This is a genomic window from Microbacterium sp. MMO-20 (assembly GCF_037147735.1).
GTDB lineage: Bacteria > Actinomycetota > Actinomycetes > Actinomycetales > Microbacteriaceae > Microbacterium.
Genome location: NZ_JBBCUU010000001.1, coordinates 711,877 through 729,954, shown reverse-complemented (window position 1 = coordinate 729,954; position 18,078 = coordinate 711,877). Strand labels below are relative to the sequence as shown.

At 69.0% G+C, this 18,078-nt stretch carries 20 protein-coding genes, 1 tRNA gene and 1 other RNA gene; 6 read left to right on the top strand and 16 right to left on the bottom strand.

Annotated elements, in window-relative coordinates; all coding sequences use genetic code 11:
- Window positions 1-52: 52 nt before the first annotated feature.
- The 4 genes from WFI52_RS03665 to WFI52_RS03650 are packed head-to-tail and all read right to left on the bottom strand — an operon-like array spanning window position 53 to window position 3,242.
- Window positions 53-541 (bottom strand): GNAT family N-acetyltransferase, encoded by a 489-nt coding sequence (locus WFI52_RS03665; protein ID WP_336624902.1) that lies wholly within the window; start codon window positions 539-541, stop codon window positions 53-55.
- A gap of 57 nt (window positions 542-598) precedes the next feature.
- The gene (locus tag WFI52_RS03660; protein ID WP_336624903.1) at window positions 599-1,789 is read right to left on the bottom strand and encodes an acetyl-CoA C-acetyltransferase; all 1,191 of its coding nucleotides are present in this window, start codon (window positions 1,787-1,789) and stop codon (window positions 599-601) included.
- Complete coding sequence (locus tag WFI52_RS03655) at window positions 1,786-2,439, bottom strand: 3-oxoacid CoA-transferase subunit B (protein WP_336624904.1); 654 nt, start codon at window positions 2,437-2,439, stop codon at window positions 1,786-1,788. Before WFI52_RS03655 ends, WFI52_RS03660 begins: the two co-directional genes overlap by 4 nt.
- Window positions 2,440-2,441: 2 nt before the next feature.
- Window positions 2,442-3,242 (bottom strand): CoA transferase subunit A, encoded by an 801-nt coding sequence (locus tag WFI52_RS03650; RefSeq protein WP_336624905.1) that lies wholly within the window; start codon window positions 3,240-3,242, stop codon window positions 2,442-2,444.
- Window positions 3,243-3,346: 104 nt separating this feature from the next.
- On the opposite strand from WFI52_RS03650, the gene WFI52_RS03645 reads away from it, so the two are divergent.
- Window positions 3,347-4,138, top strand: a complete 792-nt coding sequence (locus tag WFI52_RS03645; RefSeq protein WP_336624906.1) for an IclR family transcriptional regulator — start codon at window positions 3,347-3,349, stop codon at window positions 4,136-4,138.
- A 3-nt stretch (window positions 4,139-4,141) separates the two neighbouring features.
- On the opposite strand, the gene WFI52_RS03640 is transcribed toward WFI52_RS03645, so the two are convergent.
- Genes WFI52_RS03640 through WFI52_RS03600 form a run of 9 tightly spaced genes read right to left on the bottom strand, consistent with a single transcriptional unit; the run spans window position 4,142 to window position 12,788 of the window.
- Entirely contained in the window at window positions 4,142-5,020 is an 879-nt protein-coding gene (locus WFI52_RS03640) for an alpha/beta hydrolase (RefSeq protein ID WP_336624907.1), read from the bottom strand.
- 17 nt (window positions 5,021-5,037) lie between these two features.
- Complete coding sequence (locus tag WFI52_RS03635) at window positions 5,038-5,790, bottom strand: 3-hydroxybutyrate dehydrogenase (protein WP_336624908.1); 753 nt, start codon at window positions 5,788-5,790, stop codon at window positions 5,038-5,040.
- Complete coding sequence (locus tag WFI52_RS03630; RefSeq protein WP_442927681.1) at window positions 5,783-6,433, bottom strand: TetR/AcrR family transcriptional regulator; 651 nt, start codon at window positions 6,431-6,433, stop codon at window positions 5,783-5,785. Before WFI52_RS03630 ends, WFI52_RS03635 begins: the two co-directional genes overlap by 8 nt.
- Before the next feature lie 37 nt (window positions 6,434-6,470).
- A complete protein-coding gene (locus WFI52_RS03625) occupies window positions 6,471-8,027 on the bottom strand; it encodes a class I adenylate-forming enzyme family protein (protein WP_336624909.1) in 1,557 nt (518 codons plus the stop codon).
- 20 nt (window positions 8,028-8,047) lie between these two features.
- Entirely contained in the window at window positions 8,048-9,190 is a 1,143-nt protein-coding gene (locus tag WFI52_RS03620; protein ID WP_336624910.1) for a branched-chain amino acid ABC transporter permease, read from the bottom strand.
- Window positions 9,187-10,062 carry a branched-chain amino acid ABC transporter permease gene (locus tag WFI52_RS03615; RefSeq protein ID WP_336624911.1) on the bottom strand — a complete coding sequence of 292 codons (876 nt, stop codon included), beginning with the start codon at window positions 10,060-10,062 and terminating at the stop codon, window positions 9,187-9,189. The genes WFI52_RS03620 and WFI52_RS03615 overlap by 4 nt, the downstream gene beginning before the upstream one ends.
- Complete coding sequence (locus WFI52_RS03610) at window positions 10,059-10,769, bottom strand: ABC transporter ATP-binding protein (RefSeq protein ID WP_336624912.1); 711 nt, start codon at window positions 10,767-10,769, stop codon at window positions 10,059-10,061. The genes WFI52_RS03615 and WFI52_RS03610 overlap by 4 nt, the downstream gene beginning before the upstream one ends.
- Complete coding sequence (locus WFI52_RS03605; protein ID WP_336624913.1) at window positions 10,766-11,542, bottom strand: ABC transporter ATP-binding protein; 777 nt, start codon at window positions 11,540-11,542, stop codon at window positions 10,766-10,768. The genes WFI52_RS03610 and WFI52_RS03605 overlap by 4 nt, the downstream gene beginning before the upstream one ends.
- Before the next feature lie 28 nt (window positions 11,543-11,570).
- Window positions 11,571-12,788, bottom strand: coding sequence for a substrate-binding domain-containing protein (locus WFI52_RS03600; RefSeq protein ID WP_336624914.1), 1,218 nt, complete (start codon window positions 12,786-12,788; stop codon window positions 11,571-11,573).
- 152 nt (window positions 12,789-12,940) lie between these two features.
- On the opposite strand from WFI52_RS03600, the gene WFI52_RS03595 reads away from it, so the two are divergent.
- Together WFI52_RS03595 and WFI52_RS03590 are read left to right on the top strand one after the other, a co-directional pair.
- Entirely contained in the window at window positions 12,941-13,384 is a 444-nt protein-coding gene (locus WFI52_RS03595; RefSeq protein ID WP_336624915.1) for a MarR family winged helix-turn-helix transcriptional regulator, read from the top strand.
- A complete protein-coding gene (locus tag WFI52_RS03590) occupies window positions 13,381-14,619 on the top strand; it encodes an MFS transporter (protein ID WP_336624916.1) in 1,239 nt (412 codons plus the stop codon). The genes WFI52_RS03595 and WFI52_RS03590 overlap by 4 nt, the downstream gene beginning before the upstream one ends.
- A gap of 146 nt (window positions 14,620-14,765) precedes the next feature.
- Here WFI52_RS03590 and WFI52_RS03585 read toward each other — a convergent pair.
- Window positions 14,766-14,838 (bottom strand) — tRNA-Lys (locus WFI52_RS03585).
- A 115-nt stretch (window positions 14,839-14,953) separates the two neighbouring features.
- Here WFI52_RS03585 and WFI52_RS03580 point away from each other — a divergent pair.
- The gene (locus tag WFI52_RS03580) at window positions 14,954-15,796 is read left to right on the top strand and encodes an inositol monophosphatase family protein (protein ID WP_336624917.1); all 843 of its coding nucleotides are present in this window, start codon (window positions 14,954-14,956) and stop codon (window positions 15,794-15,796) included.
- A complete protein-coding gene (locus WFI52_RS03575) occupies window positions 15,793-16,368 on the top strand; it encodes a nitrate ABC transporter substrate-binding protein (RefSeq protein ID WP_336624918.1) in 576 nt (191 codons plus the stop codon). Before WFI52_RS03580 ends, WFI52_RS03575 begins: the two co-directional genes overlap by 4 nt.
- 77 nt (window positions 16,369-16,445) lie before the next feature.
- Here the strand turns inward: WFI52_RS03575 and ssrA are convergent.
- Window positions 16,446-16,814: a transfer-messenger RNA gene (gene ssrA, locus WFI52_RS03570) on the bottom strand.
- Between the two features lie 85 nt (window positions 16,815-16,899).
- On the opposite strand from ssrA, the gene WFI52_RS03565 reads away from it, so the two are divergent.
- Entirely contained in the window at window positions 16,900-17,565 is a 666-nt protein-coding gene (locus tag WFI52_RS03565) for an SIMPL domain-containing protein (RefSeq protein WP_336624919.1), read from the top strand.
- A 13-nt stretch (window positions 17,566-17,578) separates the two neighbouring features.
- Here the strand turns inward: WFI52_RS03565 and smpB are convergent, their stop codons facing one another.
- The gene (gene smpB, locus WFI52_RS03560; RefSeq protein ID WP_336624920.1) at window positions 17,579-18,055 is read right to left on the bottom strand and encodes an SsrA-binding protein SmpB; all 477 of its coding nucleotides are present in this window, start codon (window positions 18,053-18,055) and stop codon (window positions 17,579-17,581) included.
- Window positions 18,056-18,078: the final 23 nt, after the last annotated feature.

Below are 18,078 nucleotides of genomic sequence, written 5' to 3'. Positions count from 1 at the left end.
ATCACTCTTCTTGCTTCTTGGCGGAAACAACTGGTCATCCCACGATGGCCCTTCACCGTCTACGACGACGAGAACCCCGCGGGAATTGACACCACGCTATTGGACTCACCCTCTCGTAGTGCACGAAACCGGTATCGGTCGCGAGGGAATCATAGAGGCGCCGCGCGGCGCGGTTGCCCGACTGGGTCAGCCAGTAGACCTTCTGCGCCCCCGCCGCCTGTGCCGCGTCGCGCACGTGCGCGATGAGCGCCGATCCGATACCACTGCCGCGTACGTCGCGAGCGACGAAGAGGTCTTCGAGGTAGCAGTAGCCGCTCGTCGACCACGTCGAGGGGTGGAACAGCCAGTGCACGAACCCGACGGCTCGGCCATCGTCGTCGCGCGCGATCGCACCGTGGAGCCCGTCTGCGGCGGCAAGCCGTGCGAACACGTCATCGGTCACCGCATCATCGAGCGCACTCTCGTAGAACGTCAAGTACTGAGCCCAGAGCGGCGCCCAGTCGGCGCGGTCGCGCGCGCGGAGCGGTGAGATCGTGGTCACTCCACGAGCCTAGCCGCCGCGCGCGGACGCTCGACCGGACCCGCACGCGGAGCGAGATCAGCGCGTCACGATCAGCGCTTCGCCCTGGCCGCCCCCTCCGCACAGCCCGACCGCCGCCGTTCCCGAGCCGCGCCGAACGAGCTCGTGCACGGCGTGCACGACCAGTCGCGCACCGGAGGCGCCGATCGGATGGCCGACCGCGATGCCGCCGCCGTGCACGTTGACGACGTCCTCGCCGATGCCGAGCTCGGCCTGCGAGTGGGCGACGACGGCCCCGAAGGCCTCGTTGATCTCGACGAAATCGAGATCGGATGCCGTGATCCCCTCCCGCTCGAGGGCCTGCGCGATCGCGCGGGCGGGCTGAGCATGCAGCGAGTTGTCGGGGCCGGCGACCTGCCCGGCGGCGCCCACGACCGCGAGCACCGGCCACCCCGCATCGGCGGCGTGCGCGCGCGTCGTGAGGACCACCGCGGCCGCGCCGTCGGAGATCTGCGAGGCGTTACCCGCTGTGATCGAGCCGTCCTTCGCGAAGGCGGGGCGAAGACCCGCGAGGGTCTCTTCCGTCGTCTCGGCACGGATGCCTTCGTCGGCCGTGACCTGCACGGGTTCGCCGCGCCGTTGTGGCACCTCGATCGTGACGATCTCGGCGTCGAAGAGGCCCGCGTCTCGCGCGGCCGCGGCTCGCTGGTGCGAGAGCGCGGCAACGCGGTCTTGCGCCTCGCGCGTCACGCGGAATGTCGGGTTGAGCCGCTCGGTCGAAGCGCCCATGGACTCTTTGTCATAGGCATCCGTCAGACCGTCGTACGCCATGTGATCGAGCACCTCGACGGACCCATAGGACCACCCGTCTCGCGAGCCCATGAGCAGGTGCGGCGAGCGTGTCATCGATTCCATGCCCCCCGCGACGACGACGGTGGCGTCGCCCGAGGCGATCATGCGCTTCGCGTCGATGATGGCGGTGAGGCCCGAGAGGCAGACCTTGTTGACCGACGATGCCGGGACGTCCCATCCGATACCGCCGGCGAGAGCTGCCTGGCGCGCCGGGTTCTGCCCGGATCCTGCCGGCAGCACCTGACCCATGATGACGGCATCCACCGCATCCGCCGGAATGTTCCCCTTGGCGAGCGCACCCGCGATGGCGAGGCCGCCGAGCTGCGGTGCGGTGAACGATGCGAGCTGTCCCTTCAGGCGCCCCTGAGGCGTCCGGGCGGCGGCGACGATGACGATGTCGTCGGTGGGGGTGGTCATGCGATCTCCTTGAGCGGTTCGGCGATGATGAGCGCGGGCTCGGTAGCGGCCACGACCTCGTCGACTGTGACGCCCGGCGCGGTCTCGACGAGCACGAGTCCTTCGGCGGTCACGTCGATCACCGCGAGGTCGGTGATGATGCGGTCGACGACGCCGCGGCCCGTGAGCGGCAGTGAGCACTCGTCGACGATCTTCGCCGATCCGTCCCGGGCGACGTGCTCCATGAGGACGATGACCTGACCGGCGCCGTGGACGAGGTCCATCGCGCCGCCGGGGCCCTTGACCATCTTGCCGGGGATCATCCAGTTGGCGAGGTCGCCCGAAGCGGAAACCTGCATCGCCCCGAGGATGGCGGCGTCGATCTTGCCGCCCCGGATCATCCCGAAGCTCAACGCCGAGTCGAAGAAGGCGGATCCGGGCAGGACCGTGACCGTCTCTTTGCCCGCGTTGATGAGGTCGGGGTCGACGTGTTCCTCGGTCGGGTACGGACCGACACCGAGGATGCCGTTCTCCGACTGCAGCACGACGGTGACGCCGTCGGGAACGTAGTTCGGGACGAGCGTCGGCAGACCGATGCCGAGATTGACGTAGGAGCCGTCGGCGAGTTCGGCGGCCGCGCGCGCGGCCATCTCATTGCGTGTGAGTGCCATGGTCAGGCTCCTTCCGGGACGGGACGGCTGAGGGCTTGGTCGACCGAGACGGTGCGTCGCTCGATGCGCTTCTCGATGTCCGAACCCACCTCGACGATGCGGTGCACGTAGATCCCCGGCAAATGGATGCTGTCGGGGTCGAGCTCCCCCGCGGGGACGAGTTCTTCCACCTGGGCGATGCAGATCTTGCCGGCCATCGCGGCGAGCGGGTTGAAATTACGGGCCGCCTTGTTGAAGACGAGGTTGCCGTGCACGTCGCCGCGCGCTGCGTGCACGAGCGCATAGTCGGTGACGATCGCCTCTTCGAGCACGTAGTCACGCTCGGTGCCGTCGGGCGCGAAGGGCCGGACGTCCTTCCGCGGGGATGCCACGGCGATGCCGCCCCGCCCGTCGTACTTGCGCGGCAGGCCGCCCTCGGCGACCTGCGTGCCGACGCCGGTCTGTGTGAAGAAGGCGGCGATGCCCGCGCCGCCCGCGCGCAGCTTCTCGGCGAGCGTGCCCTGCGGGGTGAGCTCGAGTTCGAGCTCACCGGAGAGGAACTGACGCTCGAACTCCTTGTTCTCGCCGACATAGGAGGACGTCATCTTCCGAATGCGCTTCGCGTTCAAGAGCACGCCGAGGCCCCAGTCGTCGACCCCGCAGTTGTTGCTGACGATGGACAGGTCCGTCGTACCCTGCGCGAGGAGCGCTTCGATGAGGGCGATCGGATTGCCGGACAGCCCGAAGCCGCCGACGGCCAGCGAAGCTCCGTCGGGGATGTCGGCGACCGCCTCCGCTGCCGATCCGTAGGTCTTGTCGATCACGTGAACTCCTTCGTCATCCGTGTGTCTCTATCGTGCGCCCCGTCGAGGCACCGTGCGTCACGCGTGTTTGCGATGTGGGCGCCGCTTCGCCTAATGTCCACATCATGGACACCACGTCGTCGCGCAGCGTGCCGGGCGCGCAAGCGATCGCGCGCGCTGCCGCCCTCCTCCGCCTCGTGACGGGCGCGGGCGAGAGCGGGACAACCGTCGCCGAGCTCGCGCGGCGGGCCGACCTCACCCGCCCGACGACCCATCGACTTTTGACGGCGCTGCGTCACGAGGGCCTCGTCGATCAGGATGACCGGTCCGGACGATGGATGCCGGGGCCGGAGCTGTATCTCATGGGCACCGTCGCGGCATCCCGCTACGACATCACCGCGATCGCCCGCGACATCGTGCGCTCACTGGCCGTGCGTACCGAAGAGAGCGCGTTCCTCTCCGTCCGACGCGGCGACGAGACCGTGTGCCTCCTGCGCGAAGACGGCGCGTTCCCGATCCGTTCGTTCGTCCTCTCCGAGGGCACGCGGTTCCCGCTCGGAGTCGCCTCGGCAGGGCTGGCGATCCTCGCGTTCCTGCCGCCCCACGATGTGGACGCCTACTTCGAGCGCCACCCGGAGCTGCCCGAGCGGTACGGCAGCCCCCACGCGGAGCCCCGCCTGCGCGCGCGGCTGCGCGAGACGCACGCCCGCGGCTTCGCCCTGAACCCGGGGCTCATCGTCGCGGGGAGCTTCGGACTCGGTGCGGCGGTGTTCACCTCGTCGGGACACCCGCAGTGGGCTCTGAGTCTCACGGGCGTCGAGTTCCGGTTCACGCCGGAGCGCATTCCCGAGCTCGGGCGCACCCTCCTCGCGCACGCGCACCAGCTGTCCACGCGCGTCGCCGCCTCCGCCCGCTGAGGATCACGCCGCCGCGAGTGCCAGCTCGTCAGCGACGACGCGGGCGAGCCGTTCGGCGCCGGCCGCGCTCAACACCACCGTGTAATGGTTGAAGCCGTTCCAGCGCTCATGCGCGATCTGCGGGTGCTCCGCGAGCAGGCGAGTGAGGTGCTCGTCAGGGTACAGACCCGGCTCCTCGTTCTGCAGTCCGCGCGGCACCGTGATGAGCGTTGCCGGACGATCGAGCATCGCGAGCGCGTCGGCCACCGTCGTCGTGGTGTTCATGTCGATCGTGTCTTCGACTGTCGTCGCGTACGCGGTCGCGGGGCGGAGCCCCTCCTCCCCCGCCGAAACGAGGTCGTAGGCGAGGTATCGCTCCAGCTCCGGCGTCCAGTCGCGCGCGAACGCCGGGTGCGAGCGCCAGAAGTCGAGGTACTCCGCGACGCTCGAGAAGCGCAGATTCAACCGCGCCGCGGTGGGGCCCAGAATCGCATCGACGAGCTGGTCGGGGGCGAGCCCCGCCGGCGCGCCGAGCGGCAGGCCCCCGTCGACGAGGACGAGTCGTGCCACGAGTTCCGGATGCCGCGCGGCGAAGGCGACCGCGACGAACGCTCCCATCGAGTGCGCGACGACGACGACAGGACCCAGGTCGAACGCGGCCGAGACGGCGGCCAGATCGGCCGCATGCGCGGCCATTCCGGCGGGTCCCGCGATCTCATTGCTGCGTCCCCGGCCACGGAGGTCCGGCGCGACGATCCGCACCCCGGGGAGGGATTCGGCGAGGAACTCCCACGCGAGGTGCGAAGAGGTCACGCCGTGGATCGCGAGGATCGTCGGCGCGGCCGGGTCCTCGGCATCCCACACGCCGACGGTGAGGTCACCCCCCGCGACCGGAACAGCCACCCGGTGGCTCGCGCGCGTCATCGCGCCGTCCAGCCGCCGTCGATCGTGTAGCTCGCTCCCGTCACCATGCCCGCCTTGTGCGACGCGAGCCAACCCGCGAGGGACGCGACCTCGTCGGCCTCGACAAGACGCTTCACGACGCCCTCGGTCAGCATGATGTCTCGCACGACATCGCTCTCCGCAATGCCGTGCACCTTCGCCTGGTCGGCGATCTGCTTCTCGACGAGCGGCGTCCGCACGTAGGCAGGGTTGATGCAGTTGCTCGTGACGCCGTGCGGACCGCCCTCGAGGGCCGTCACCTTCGACAGTCCTTCGAGCGCGTGCTTCGCCGACACGTACGCCGACTTGAACGCGCTCGCCCGCAGGCCGTGGGCACTCGAGATGTTGATGATGCGACCCCAGCCGCGCTCGTACATCTTGGGCAGCGCCGCTCGGGTGAGCAGGAACGGCGACTCGACCATCAGCCGGTGCATGAAGCGCCAGCGCTCAGGGTCGAACTCCTCGATCGGGGCCACGGTCTGGACGCCAGCGTTGTTGAGCAGGATGTCGACATCGAGTGCGAGATCCTCCTGAGCAGCGGTGTCGGAGAGATCGACGACCCAGGCCTCGCCGCCGAGCTCGGCTGCGACGGCGGCTGCCGCCTCGCCATTGAAATCGGCCACGATCACGTGTGCGCCGCGTGAAGCGAACTCGCGGGCGCACGCGAGGCCGATTCCGCTCGCTCCCCCGGTCACGAGGGCGCGGTGCCCGGCCAGATCCTGCTCAGTCATGGGAACCTCCCGAAGTGCGACGCGGCTCGAGCGCGTTGCGGATGAATCTCGTCATGTGGTCGATGACCGCCTCTGGCATGGCACTCGGCGCGTTGTCCTGCTCGTCGCGCTCCCAGAGCAGATAGCGCATACCGATGAGCTCTCCGGCGCCCATGAGGGCCCACGCGGTGACCTCGGGGTCGAGCGCCTCGTCGACGTCGCCCTCTCGTTGCGCCGCGCGCAGACCCGCCTCGTATCCGTCCACGATCCGCGTGTAGTGCAAGCGCAGCATCTCGGGCGAGACGAACTCGGCCTCCCGGACGACGCGATAGAGCGCCGGATGGGCGGCCGTGAACCGGAAGAAGCCCTCGAATCCGGCGCGCTCGGCCTCGATGCGTCCTGACGCTCCGGCCATCGCCTCGCTCATCGAGTGGCGCACCCGCCTGTTGAGGTCGACGACGAGCTCTTCGAAGATCTGCTGCTTGCTGTCGAAGTAGAGGTAGAACGTTCCGAGACCGATGCCCGCGCGCTCTGTGATCTTCACGATGGATGCCTCGTGGTAGCCGAGGCCCGCGAAGACCTCCTCGGCCGCTTCGAGGAGCTTGCGCCTCGTCGCCTCACCGCGCTTGGTGAGCGGCTTGCCGGTCGCCGAGAGGGCGGGCATCGGCTCGGCCGTATCCGACGCCATGCGTGACACCGCGTCATCCATGGGTGGTCTCCTTCATCAGTTCCGCCGCTGCGGCACGCAGACGCGAGCGGGCGAGCTTCTCGATCGTCGACCGCGGGAGCGCCTCGACGAACGCGACACGCACGGGGACTTTGTAGCCCGCGAGCTCCGCGCGCGCATGCGCGATCACCTCGTCCTCGCCGAGCGCGGCGCCGTCGGCGCGCACGACGAAGGCGACTCCGCGCTCACCCCAGACCTCATCGGGCACGCCGACGACGGCGACTTCCGCGATCGCGGGGTGCAGCGCGAGCGCGCGCTCCACCTCGGCGGGCGCGACGTTCTCGCCGCCGGAGATGAAGATGTCCTTCAGGCGGTCCACGATCCGGTAGACGCCGCCGCGGTCACGATGCACGATGTCGCCCGTCCGCAGCCATTCCCCCGCGAGCACCCGGGCCGTGGCTGCGTCGTCGTTCAGGTAGCCGGAGAAGACGCTCGGGCCGCGCACCCACAGCTCGCCGGTCGCCTCACCCTCGAGCACGAGTCCCGTCTCGGGGTCGGCCACGCAGACGTCCACGTGCGGATACGGTCGTCCCACGGCTCCCGCGTGGCGGCCGAGGTCGGATGCCGGCAGGCACAGCACGTTCGGCGCTGCCTCGGTGAGCCCGTACCCCTGGGTGAGCGGCACACCCGCCGCCGCCCATTGCGCCGCGAGATCCGCCGGGACCGTCGCTCCGCCGACGAGAGCCTGGCGCAGCGGCCCCGCCGCGATCTGCGCGAACGCCGGATCGTCGGCGAGAAGGCGGTACTGGGTCGGCACGCCCATCATCGCCGTGACCCCGCGCTCGGCGAGCAGCTGGAGGACGCGCCGCGGTTGGAAGGAGCGCTCGAGCACGACCGTCGCGCCGACCCACCACGCCAGGAGCGGCTGGCAGTTCCACGCCGCGACGTGGAACTGCGGGAGCATCGAGAGGACGACGTCGTCCCCCGTGAGCTGCTGGGCGCCCGCGAGCGCGAGATTGTTCCAGAAGCAGTTCGCGTGCGTCAGCACGACGCCCTTGGGCGCGGATTCGCTGCCCGAGGTGTAGATGACCAGGAGCGGGTCGTCGTCGCGGACGCCCCGCAGCGGGACCGCCGGTCCGAGGCGTGCGGGAACGGCGGCTTCGACCCCGGTCGTGCCGAGCGGTGCCACCGGGCACCGCTCGGCGACCCGTCGCAAGGCGTCGGCGGCCAGGCCCTCGTACTCGTCCTCGACGAGCACGAGGGCGGGGGCGGAGCCTGTCAGCACCTCGGCGAGTTCACGCGGAGCGAGCCGCCACGACAGGGGCACGAACGCGACGCCGCTCTTCGCACAGGCGAAGAACGCCACGACGTGGTCGATCGAGTTGCCCGACACGGTCGCGATCCGGTCACCGGGACCGTAGCCCGCTCGCCGCAGTCCTGCGGCGAGCTCGCGGGAGCGGGTCTCGAGGTCGGCGTAGCCGATCCGCACACCGCGATCGTCGATCGCGGTGTGCGCGGGCACGGTCGCGGCGCGATCGGTGAGCCATCGGCCGATCGTGTGCGCGCCGTCGATCAGCGCGGAGCCGTCCATCCCGGCATCTATCCCCGAAGTCATACGCGGGCCTCAACGGCGTCATCGACGACCTCGGTCGTCTCGTCGAGCTGGCGCAGTTGCGTGCGCGTGCGCTCCCCGCGGCGCCGGCGCACCCACGCGTCGACTGTCCCCGCGATGCCGCCGGGCAGGAACATGACCACGAGGATGAACAGCACGCCGAGGAGGAACAGGGGCTCCGACAGCGGGATGTGCAGCCAGCCCGGGAGTGCGTCGATCCACTCCGAGCGGGCGAGCACCTTCAGTCGCTGATCGAGGATCGTGTAGAGCACGCCCCCCACGATGGCACCCCAACGGAACCCGACGCCACCGAGAACCACCATGACGAGCACCGTGATCGTGAGATCGGCGCCGACGCTCGAGGGCTGGGTGCCCGACTGCAGCAGCATGTAGGCGATGCCCGCCAGCGACGCGCACAGCGCCGCGACGACGAAGACGATGAGCTTCGCCGAGTACGGCCGCAGGCCCAGCACCTGCACGCGCAGCTCGTTCTCGCGCGTCGCCTGCGCGAGGTGGCCGAGCCGCGAGCGGTCGACCCACAGGACGACGAGGTAGATCACGACGAGCGCCGCGAGGCAGACCCAGTAGAGGTTGCGGGTGTTGACGACGCCGACGAGCCAGTCGGGCACGAGCTCGACGGGCAGGCGCAGCCCCTCTTCGCCGCCCGTGACCTGCTGATTGCGGCGGACGAGCACCGACCCCGCCTGCGCGAACGCCAGAGTCACCATCGCGAACGGGATGCCGGAGACCCGCATCGCGACCGAGCCGGTGAACGCTGCGATCACGAGTCCGCCGAGGAGCGACAGCGGGATGCCGAAGGCGAGCGGCACCTGGAGGAGTTTCAGCACGAGCCCCAGCCCGTAGGCACCGGCACCGAAGTACAGCGCGTGGCCGAACGACAGCATGCCCGAGGTGCCGAGCAGGAGGTTGTAGGAGAGCGCCAGCGCTGCGTAGACCATGCACAGCGACAGGAGCGCGAGCGATCCCGGAGTGTAGGTCGCTCCCGGGAGGATGCCGGGGATCGAGATGTTCAGCAACGGCAGCAGCGCCATCAGGACCACGAGCGCGGCACCCACGATGAAGGGCAGATACGCCCCCTTGCGGCCGGGAACGAGGGTGGGGACCCCGGTGGTGACGGTCATGCTTTCCTCCCCATGAGGCCGGTGGGGCGCACCAGCAGGACGACGGCCAGGAGGGCGACCACGATGAAGTCGCCCGTGCCGCTCAGGTAGACGTTCGCGAACTGCTGCAGCACCGCGACGAGCACCGAGGCGATCGCCGCGCCCGTGAGCGAGCCGAGACCGCCGATGACGGTCACGATGAACGCGAAGATGAGGAGCGTCTGACCGAGGTGCGCAGAGACGAACGTCGTGTAGTGCATCGCGAGCACGCCGCCGATTCCCGCCGCCGCGCCGCCGATCGCGAAGACGAGGGTGAAGCTCTTCCGCACGTCGATGCCGAGCGCCGTCACCATGGAACGGTTCTCCACGCCGGCGCGGATGATCATGCCGTACCGGGTCTTCTTGAGGAACAGCACGAGCGCGACGAGCACGATCGCCGCGGCGAGCATCAGGATCCAGTACGTGTTCGGGATGCGGGCGCCGAGGACCTCGGTCGTGCCCTTGAGCCATGACGGGCCCGCGATGTTCACGGCATCCGTGCCCCAGATCCCCTCGAACAGCGCCACGGCAGCGAACGAGAGGCCGACCGTCACCAGGACCTGTTCGATGTGGCGTTCGTAGAGCGGCCGGATCAGGACGAGCTCGGTCAGCGTCGCGAAGATCGCGCCGACGACGGCGCCGACCAGGATCGAGACGAGGAAAGATCCCCAGGAGGCGGTGCCGAGCGCCTGTGCGACCTGCCAGCCGATGAAGGCGCTCAGCGTGAGGAACGCTCCGTGCGCGAAGTTCAGGACGTGCATGAGACCGTAGATGAGGCTGAGGCCCGAGGCGACGAGGAAGTAGAGGGCGCCGAGACCGACGCCCGTCAGAAGGATGAGGACGATGCTGCTCATGCGTGTGCCTCCGCGCTGACGCCCAACAGGCGTGTGGTGAGGGACTCGTCGTCGAGGATGTCGCGCGCCTTCCCGGTGTGCACGACGCGGCCTCCGGCGATGACGATGGCGTCGTCGGCGAGGCGCCTGACGACGTCGAGGTTCTGTTCGACGAGCAGGATCGGGACCGTCTTCGACGCCTCCTGCAGCGCGTCGGCGACTTCGGCGACGATCTTGGGGGCAAGGCCCTTCGTCGGCTCGTCGACGAGGAGAATGCGGTTGTCGTTGAGGAGCGCGCGGGCGACCGACACCATCTGCTGCTGGCCGCCCGAGAGCGTCCCCGCGGCCTGGCTGCGCCTCGCGACGAGGTCGGGGAAGAGCTGGGCGACGAAGTCGCGCCGCGGATTCTTGTCGCGCTCGGCGAGGGCGAGGTTCTCGGCGACGCTGAGGCCGGCGAACACTTCGCGGTCCTCGGGCACGTAGCCGACGCCGCGCTGCACGATCTGGTGTGTCTTCAGTGCGTCGATCCGCTCCCCCGCCAGCGTGATCTCGCCGCGGCGCTGAATGAGACCGAGGATGCCACGGATCGAAGAGGTCTTGCCGACGCCGTTGCGCCCGAGAACAGCCGTGATGCCCGAAGAGGGCACCTCGAACGTGACATCTTCGACGACCTGCTGGCCGGCGATCGAGGCGGACAGGTTTCGCACGGTGAGAATCGGCTCGCTCATGCGGCGTTCCCTTCGGTGCGACCCAGATAAGCGCTCTGCACGAGCGGGTTCTCCATGATTCTCTGCGGGACGTCGAACGCGATGATGGACCCCGAATACATCACGGCGACCTGGTCGACGAGTCCCATCAGCACGTCGATGTGGTGCTCGACCATCAGCACGGTGCACTGCGTGTCGCGCTGCATCTCGCGGATGTTGTCGACGAGCCCCGGGACGTCGCCCGAGGCGACTCCGGCCATCGGCTCGTCGAGCAGGACGATGCGCGACTCGGTCGCGAGGAGCACGGCGATCTCGAGCTTGCGCTTGTCGCCGTGCGAGATGTCCCCCGCGGCCGTGTCGAGCTTGTGGGTCAGCCCGACTTTCGTGAGCTGCTCGAGTGCGGTGCGCGTCGCGGCATCCGATCGCCGCGGGAAGCGCAGCAGGGAATAGTTGCCGCCGAGTCCGACCTGAGCGGCGATCCGGACGTTTTCGAGAACGCTGAGCCGCGGGAAGAGGCTCGACGTCTGGAAGGTGCGCCCCAGTCCCGCCCGCGCCCGCTGGGGCACGGACGAGCGGGTGATGTCCTCGCCATGCATCAGAATGCGACCCGATGTGGGCTTCGCGACGCCGGAGATCACGTTGAACAACGTGGTCTTGCCGGCACCGTTCGGTCCGATCACGCCGACGAGGCTGCCGGGCGCGATGTCGAGATCGACATCCTTGAGGATGGTGGCGCCGCCGATCTGGAGGCCGAGACCTTCGATCGTGAGCGCGGACGGGACTGGAGTGCTCATGTGTACGACTTCTCCTCGGAGGGCAGGATCACTGCTTCTCGGCGGGGGCGACGTCCTGCGCCGGAACCGTCGCGACGAGTTCCGGAGCGAATGCACCGTCCTTCGCGACGAGCTTCACCTGGTACATGTCCTGGATCAGCGCGTGGTCGCCGGCGCGGACCTCGAGCTTGCCCTTCGGGCCGTCGAAGGTGAAGCCTTCGAGGGCCTTGACCATGGCATCCACGTCGCCCTTGCCCTCCTTGACCGCCTGCACGAGCATGATGGCCGCGTTGAAGCCGTCGGGGGTGAAGAGGTCGGGCGTGCCACCGGCCGCCTCGACCGCCTTGATCATCTCGTCGTTGATCTCGTTGTCCGGGGCGCCGGGGAAGTAGTGGTTCAGGAAGCTGATCTTGTCGGATGCCTCGCCGTAGGCTCCGAACGTCGCCGAGTCGCCGAGACCCGTGACGACGGGGACCTTATCGAAGACACCCTGCTGGCTCATCGCCTGCCACATCGCGCCCGAGGTCGCACCCGCCCACGCGACGAAGACGAGGTCGGGGTTGCCGGAGAGCACCTGCTGAGCGAACGGGGTGAACTCGGTGACGTCCTCGGCGACGAGGACGGGGGTGATCGTCGCGCCCTTGGCGCCGAGGATCGCCTCGACGGCGGCGGCATTGCCCTGCCCGAACGCATTGTTCTGAGCGAAGACGGTCACATTCTTGCCCTCGAGGTCGCCGAGGAACGTGCCGGCGGTGGCGACGTCCTGGGCCGACTGGCGGCCGGTGCGGAACGTGTACCCGTTGATGCCGGTGATCGCGTCGGCGGCGGCCGGGCCCGAGAGGAAGAGGACCTTGTTCTGGCCGGCCTGCTCGGCCAGCGCGGCGGCGACACCCGAGGAGGCGCTCCCGGCGAGGATGTTGGTACCCGAGCCGATGAGCTCCTTGGCGATGGCCACAGCCGTATCGGGAACACCCGCGTCGTCGCGGTAGTCGATGTTGAGCTTCGTGCCGTTCACCTCGCCTGTGCCGTCGGTGGCCCAGTCGAGGCCGGCCTTGAAGCCGTCGAGGTACTGCTTGCCGTAGCCCGCGAGGGGGCCGGTCTCGCTCGTGATGATGCCGACGGAGAGCTCAGCGGGGCCGGCCTCTCCGCTCTCGCTCGCGGAGGGCGCCGCCGTCTGCGGCGCACAGGCCGCCAGGGCGAGGGCGGCTGTGGCGACCACAGCCCCCACCAACGCTGCCTTCGGGAGCAACTTCTTCGTAACCCGCATGTGCGTGCCTTTCACCATTGGAAGGGATACCTGAAACGTGATTCAGATAATGAGAGTCTGTTCAGGTCCGGCATCCATGTCAAATACGGCACGCCTGGAGTCATCACGATTCGGCAACTCGCATTTAAATACCATAGGTATATACTTTTGGTATGCAACACGACCGAGACATCCTCCGGCTCGTCACCGGCGCGCACGCCCTCACCCGCGTCGCGTCGCTCGAGACCCGGAACGAAGCGCCCGCTGCGCAGTGGCGGACGATCACGCTCCTGCGAGAGTACGGACCCCAGCGCATCGGCGACCTCGCCGCTCTCAGCCGCGTCACGCAACCGGGAATGACGCGCCTCGTCGCTCAGATGACCGAAGCGGGCCTGCTCGAGCGGAGCACGGATGCGAACGACTCGCGCGCGACCGTCGTCACCGTGACGGATGCCGGGCTCGCCGCCCTCGACGACTGGATGCGCGTCCTCGGCGAAGCGCTTGCGCCGCGGTTCGCGGACCTCGACGACGACGAGTGGGCCGCCATCCGCCGCGCCGCCGACATCGTCGAGTCGCGCACGCGTCTCGACGCGCCCGCCCTGGAGGCGACCCGATGAGCGGCGTCGCCGTCCACGCCGAGAAGGTCAGCGTGTGGCGTCAGCCGGCGCAGGTGTGGGCTGTCGCGTTCGCGTGCGTCATCGCCTTCATGGGGATCGGGCTCGTCGACCCGATCCTCCCAGCCATCGCCGAGTCGCTCGAGGCGAGCCCCGTGGAGACGGAGCTGCTCTTCACGAGCTACCTCGTCGTCACGGGTCTCGCGATGCTCTTCACGAGCTGGATCTCCTCGCGCATAGGCACCAAGGCGACGCTCTTGACAGGTCTCGGCCTCATCGTCGTGTTCGCCCTCCTGTGCGCCCTCTCCGGCAGCGTCGACGCCGTCATCGGCTTCCGCGCGGGATGGGGCCTCGGCAATGCCCTGTTCATCTCGACGGCGCTCGCGACCATCGTCGGCGCCGCGTCGGGTGGATCTGCCGCCGCGATCATCCTCTACGAGGCGGCCCTCGGCCTCGGCATCGCGATCGGGCCGCTCCTCGGCGGCATCCTCGGCGAGATCAGCTGGCGCGGGCCGTTCTTCGGCGTCGTGGCTCTTATGGCGATCGGCTTCATCGCGGTGTCTGTGCTCGTGCGCTCGAACGGCGAGAAACGCGAGCCGATCCCCCTGTCGGCGCCCTTCAAGGCCCTCGGCCGCCCGGCCCTCGCAGTGCTCGCGATCGCCGCGCTGTTCTACAACATCGGCTTCTTTGTGCTGCTCGCGTTCTCTCCGTTCCCACTCGGATTCGGCGCGATGGGCATCGGGCTCACGTTCTTCGGCTGGGGCGTCGCTCTCGCCGTCACGAGCGTATGGGTGGCACCGCTCCTGCTGCGCGGAATGAAGCGCAGCACGGCGATGCTCCTCGTCCTGCCCCTGCTTGCGATCGACCTCGTCGTGGCCGGTCTCGTCGTCGGGTCACCGGCGGCCCTCGTGACCTGCATCATCGTGGGCGGCCTGCTCCTCGGCCTCATGAACACGATCCTCACCGAGTCGGTCATGGAGGCCACCGATCTGCCGCGCTCGGTCGCGTCGTCAGCCTACTCGGCGGTGCGCTTCCTCGGCGGAGCGGCCGCTCCCCCGATCGCCGCGGCGCTCTGGCACGCGTTCAACGCGTCGGTGCCGTTCTGGTTCGCCGCGGCATCCGTCGTGCTCTCCGCCCTCGTGATCCTCCTCGGACGCCCCGCGCTGAAGCGCATCGACGAGCACGAGGCGGATGCCGCCGAGGAGGCGGAGTCCGTGCTCATCGGCGATGCCGCCTGAGCCGCCCTTCGAACGCGACCGGAATCGCACGACGACAACGGATTCGGATGCCGCGACCCGTGGCATCCGAATCCGTTGTGCGTCTGCGAATCCGCTCGCCGCAAACACGAACGGCCCCGGAAAGATCCGGGGCCGTTCGTGAGCGGTGCACCCCCTGGGACTCGAACCCAGAACCCACTGATTAAGAGTCAGTTGCTCTGCCGATTGAGCTAGAGGTGCGTTCCGTGTCCGCCCGATTCCGATCGAGAACCGGAGGGGCGAACCGAGCGTCAACGTTACCATCACGATGCGGCACATCGCGAATCGAGCATGCACGCCCCCGTATCCTGAAGGGGTGACCTCCCCCGCACACGCCCCCTCCTGGAGTGCGCCCTTCGAGGGCGACCTCGCCGCAGACCTCGACCTCGCGCTGCGGCTGGCCGACGCGGCCGATGCCGTCGCCATGTCGCGCTTCGACGCCGCCGATCTCGACGTGCAGACGAAGTCGGATGCCTCGCCGGTGACCGAAGCGGACCTCGCGACCGAGCGGGCGATCCGCGGCATCCTCGCCTCCGAGCGGCCCGCAGACGGCGTTCTGGGCGAGGAATTCGGCACGAGCGGCACAACGTCCCGGCAGTGGATCATCGACCCGATCGACGGGACCGCGAACTACCTCAAGGGCATCCCCATGTGGACGAGCCTGATCGCCCTCGCGGTCGACGGCGTCCCTCGCGTGGGCGTCGCGAGCCAGCCCGCGCTCGGGCGGCGCTGGTGGGCGGCCACGGGCCTCGGCGCCTGGACGAACGTTCCCGGCGGGGATCCGAAGCGTCTCGCCGTCTCGAGCGTCGCCACGGTCGCCGACGCGAGCGTCAGCTTCCAATCGCTCGCGCAGTGGGACGAGGTCGGCCGTTCCGACGACCTGCTCCGCCTCAGCCGTGCCGTGTGGCGCGACCGCGGTTACGGAGACACGTGGCCGTACATGCTCCTCGCCGAGGGGCGGCTCGAGTTCGTCGCCGAGTTCGGTGTCAAGGAGTACGACATCGCCGCGCTCGTCCCGATCATCACCGAGGCCGGCGGCCGCTTCACCGACATCGACGGAGCCGACAGCATCGCCACCCGGTCTTCCCTCGCGACGAACGGACTGCTCCACGACGACTTCCTCACCCTGCTGAACACCCCCACGGAGAACGATCGATGACCCCCCGCAGCTTCGCCTCCCTCGCCGCCGTCGGCCTCACCGCGCTCCTCCTGACGGGGTGCGGCGCCGGCTCGCAGGACCCCGCCCCCACCGCCACCGTCGGCACGGACGCGCCGACCACGGCTCCGACTGCCGCCCAGCCCGACCCGACGTCGAGCCCGGACGCCGGGGGCCTCGACGCGACGTGCGACTCGATCGTCGTCGCCGACGTGCACGAGCAGCTCGTCGCGAAGGGCTGGAGCTTCAAAGAGACACCGTTCGCCGCCGGAGGCGTCACGCTCGACGACGGCTTGCAGTGCACGTGGGCCGACTTCACCAAGCCGTCGGGCAACCTGCTGCTCTTCGGCTGGGCACCGCTCACGAGCGACCAGGCCACCAAGATCCAGAACTCCCTCGAGCAGCAGGGATGGAAGCGCCAGAGCGAAGGCGACTACGTCTACCTGACGCAGGATGCCTCACAGGCCCCCACGGTCGACGAGAACGGCTACGGCATGACGTACGAATTCGGCGACGGCTGGGTGACCCTGTCGGACACGAAGCAGAACCTGCTGCTCATCCAGCGTCCGAACTGAGTCTGCGGACGGTAAACCGAAGGCCGGCCCCGCTCGTGAGAGCGGGGCCGGCCTTCGGCGTTCCACGTGACAGCGGCTGGTGGAGCTGGGGGGAATCGAACCCCCGTCCAACGCTGAGATACTGCGTCTTCTCCGGGCGCAGTCTGTGAAGACGTTCTGCTCGGCTCCGACCTTTGTCACAGACACCTAAGTCGACGAGCCCAGTCTCAGAAGAGTCCCGTGCGACGTCGAGACCCCGTCGCACAGCAAGATCCCTAGATGACGCCAGGGTCCGTAGCGGGATCGCCTACGGTCTGACGGACTTCAGGCTCGCTTAGGCAGCGAGGGCGAAGTCGTTGCGCTTTGCATCGGCAACTATTGGTTCGCAGAGGTCGTTTACGAGATAACCCTGCATCCTCGGCCCGCTTCCCGCAGCTTCACAGGCGCTGTCGAAACCGATCAGCCCCGTGCGCCGTGCGGCAGGGTGAGCCACTGTCACGCTGTGGAATTGTGTGGCGGATGCCCAGGCACCCGAGCGTTACAGTCTATCCCATGAGCGATGTCATCATCACCGTCCGCGGCGAGAGCCAGACCCGGGTCGCCCCCGAGCGGGCCGTCGCGCACGTGAGCGCCGCGGCCGACGGCGCCGAACGCGGCGCCGTGGTCGAGCGGATCGCCGCCCTCGCCGAGCCCGTTCGCGCGGACCTCGCGGCCCGGAAAGCAGCGGGCGGCATCGCGGACTGGTCGAGTCAGCGCGTGTCGGTCTGGGCCGACCGTCCGTGGAACAGCGACGGCCGACAGCTCGACCCCGTGCACCACGCCTCGGTGGAGCTCACCGCGACGTTCACGGACGTCCTCGCCTTGTCCGATTGGCTCAATCAGATCGCCGCGACGGAAGGATTGCAGGTCGGGGTCGTCGACTGGCAACTCTCGCCCGAGACGCGCGCCCGTGTCGAACGAGACGTCGCCACTGACGCGGTCGCCGCCGCCGTCGAGCGCGCGACCGCCTATGCCAGCGCGATCGGACTGACGCAGGTCACGCCTGTGCAGATCGCCGATCTCGGGCTGCTGAACGGCGGCGCGCCCGAAGCTCCCGCGCCACGCATGTTCGCGCGCGCCGCGATGGCGATGGATGCCGCACCCCCCGCTGCCGTCGACTTCCGCCCCGACGACATCGTCGTCACTGCCGCCGTGGAGGCGCGCTTCAGCGCGGCGTGATGCCGTCGGAGGGTCAGTCGCCGAGGCGGTTTCGGCTGCGCATCGCACGCTCCGCTTCGCGCTTGTCCTCGCGCTCGCGGATGGTCTGGCGCTTCTCGTACTCGCGCTTGCCCTTCGCGACCGCGATCTCGACCTTCGCGCGACCGTCGGAGAAGTAGAGCTTGAGCGGGATCAGCGTGTACCCACCGGCGCTGATCGCGTGCGACAGCTTGATGATCTCCTGCTTGTGCAGCAGCAGTTTGCGCGTGCGCTTGGAGGAATGGTTCGTCCAGTGGCCCTGCGAGTACTCCGGGATGTGCACGGAGTCGAGGTAGGCCTCTCCCCCGTCGATGTACGCGTACCCGTCCGAGAGGTTCGCACGGCCTTCGCGCAGCGACTTCACTTCCGTGCCGGTGAGCACGAGGCCCGCCTCGTAGGTCTTCTCGATGGCGTACTCGTGGCGCGCGCGACGGTTGGTCGCGACGACCTTCTCCCCGCGTTCCCTGGGCATGGTGACTCCTCATTCCGGATGCC

Coding starts and splice junctions, on each gene's coding strand:
- WFI52_RS03660 (WP_336624903.1), bottom strand. CDS start 1,789: ATGACCACCCCCACCGACGACATCGTCATCGTCGCCGCCGCCCGGACG.
- WFI52_RS03655 (WP_336624904.1), bottom strand. CDS start 2,439: ATGGCACTCACACGCAATGAGATGGCCGCGCGCGCGGCCGCCGAACTC.
- WFI52_RS03645 (WP_336624906.1), top strand. CDS start 3,347: ATGGACACCACGTCGTCGCGCAGCGTGCCGGGCGCGCAAGCGATCGCG.
- WFI52_RS03635 (WP_336624908.1), bottom strand. CDS start 5,790: ATGACTGAGCAGGATCTGGCCGGGCACCGCGCCCTCGTGACCGGGGGA.
- WFI52_RS03630 (WP_442927681.1), bottom strand. CDS start 6,433: ATGCCCGCCCTCTCGGCGACCGGCAAGCCGCTCACCAAGCGCGGTGAG.
- WFI52_RS03625 (WP_336624909.1), bottom strand. CDS start 8,027: ATGGACGGCTCCGCGCTGATCGACGGCGCGCACACGATCGGCCGATGG.
- WFI52_RS03620 (WP_336624910.1), bottom strand. CDS start 9,190: ATGACCGTCACCACCGGGGTCCCCACCCTCGTTCCCGGCCGCAAGGGG.
- WFI52_RS03615 (WP_336624911.1), bottom strand. CDS start 10,062: ATGAGCAGCATCGTCCTCATCCTTCTGACGGGCGTCGGTCTCGGCGCC.
- WFI52_RS03610 (WP_336624912.1), bottom strand. CDS start 10,769: ATGAGCGAGCCGATTCTCACCGTGCGAAACCTGTCCGCCTCGATCGCC.
- WFI52_RS03605 (WP_336624913.1), bottom strand. CDS start 11,542: ATGAGCACTCCAGTCCCGTCCGCGCTCACGATCGAAGGTCTCGGCCTC.
- WFI52_RS03600 (WP_336624914.1), bottom strand. CDS start 12,788: ATGCGGGTTACGAAGAAGTTGCTCCCGAAGGCAGCGTTGGTGGGGGCT.
- WFI52_RS03595 (WP_336624915.1), top strand. CDS start 12,941: ATGCAACACGACCGAGACATCCTCCGGCTCGTCACCGGCGCGCACGCC.
- WFI52_RS03590 (WP_336624916.1), top strand. CDS start 13,381: ATGAGCGGCGTCGCCGTCCACGCCGAGAAGGTCAGCGTGTGGCGTCAG.
- WFI52_RS03575 (WP_336624918.1), top strand. CDS start 15,793: ATGACCCCCCGCAGCTTCGCCTCCCTCGCCGCCGTCGGCCTCACCGCG.
- WFI52_RS03565 (WP_336624919.1), top strand. CDS start 16,900: ATGAGCGATGTCATCATCACCGTCCGCGGCGAGAGCCAGACCCGGGTC.
- smpB (WP_336624920.1), bottom strand. CDS start 18,055: ATGCCCAGGGAACGCGGGGAGAAGGTCGTCGCGACCAACCGTCGCGCG.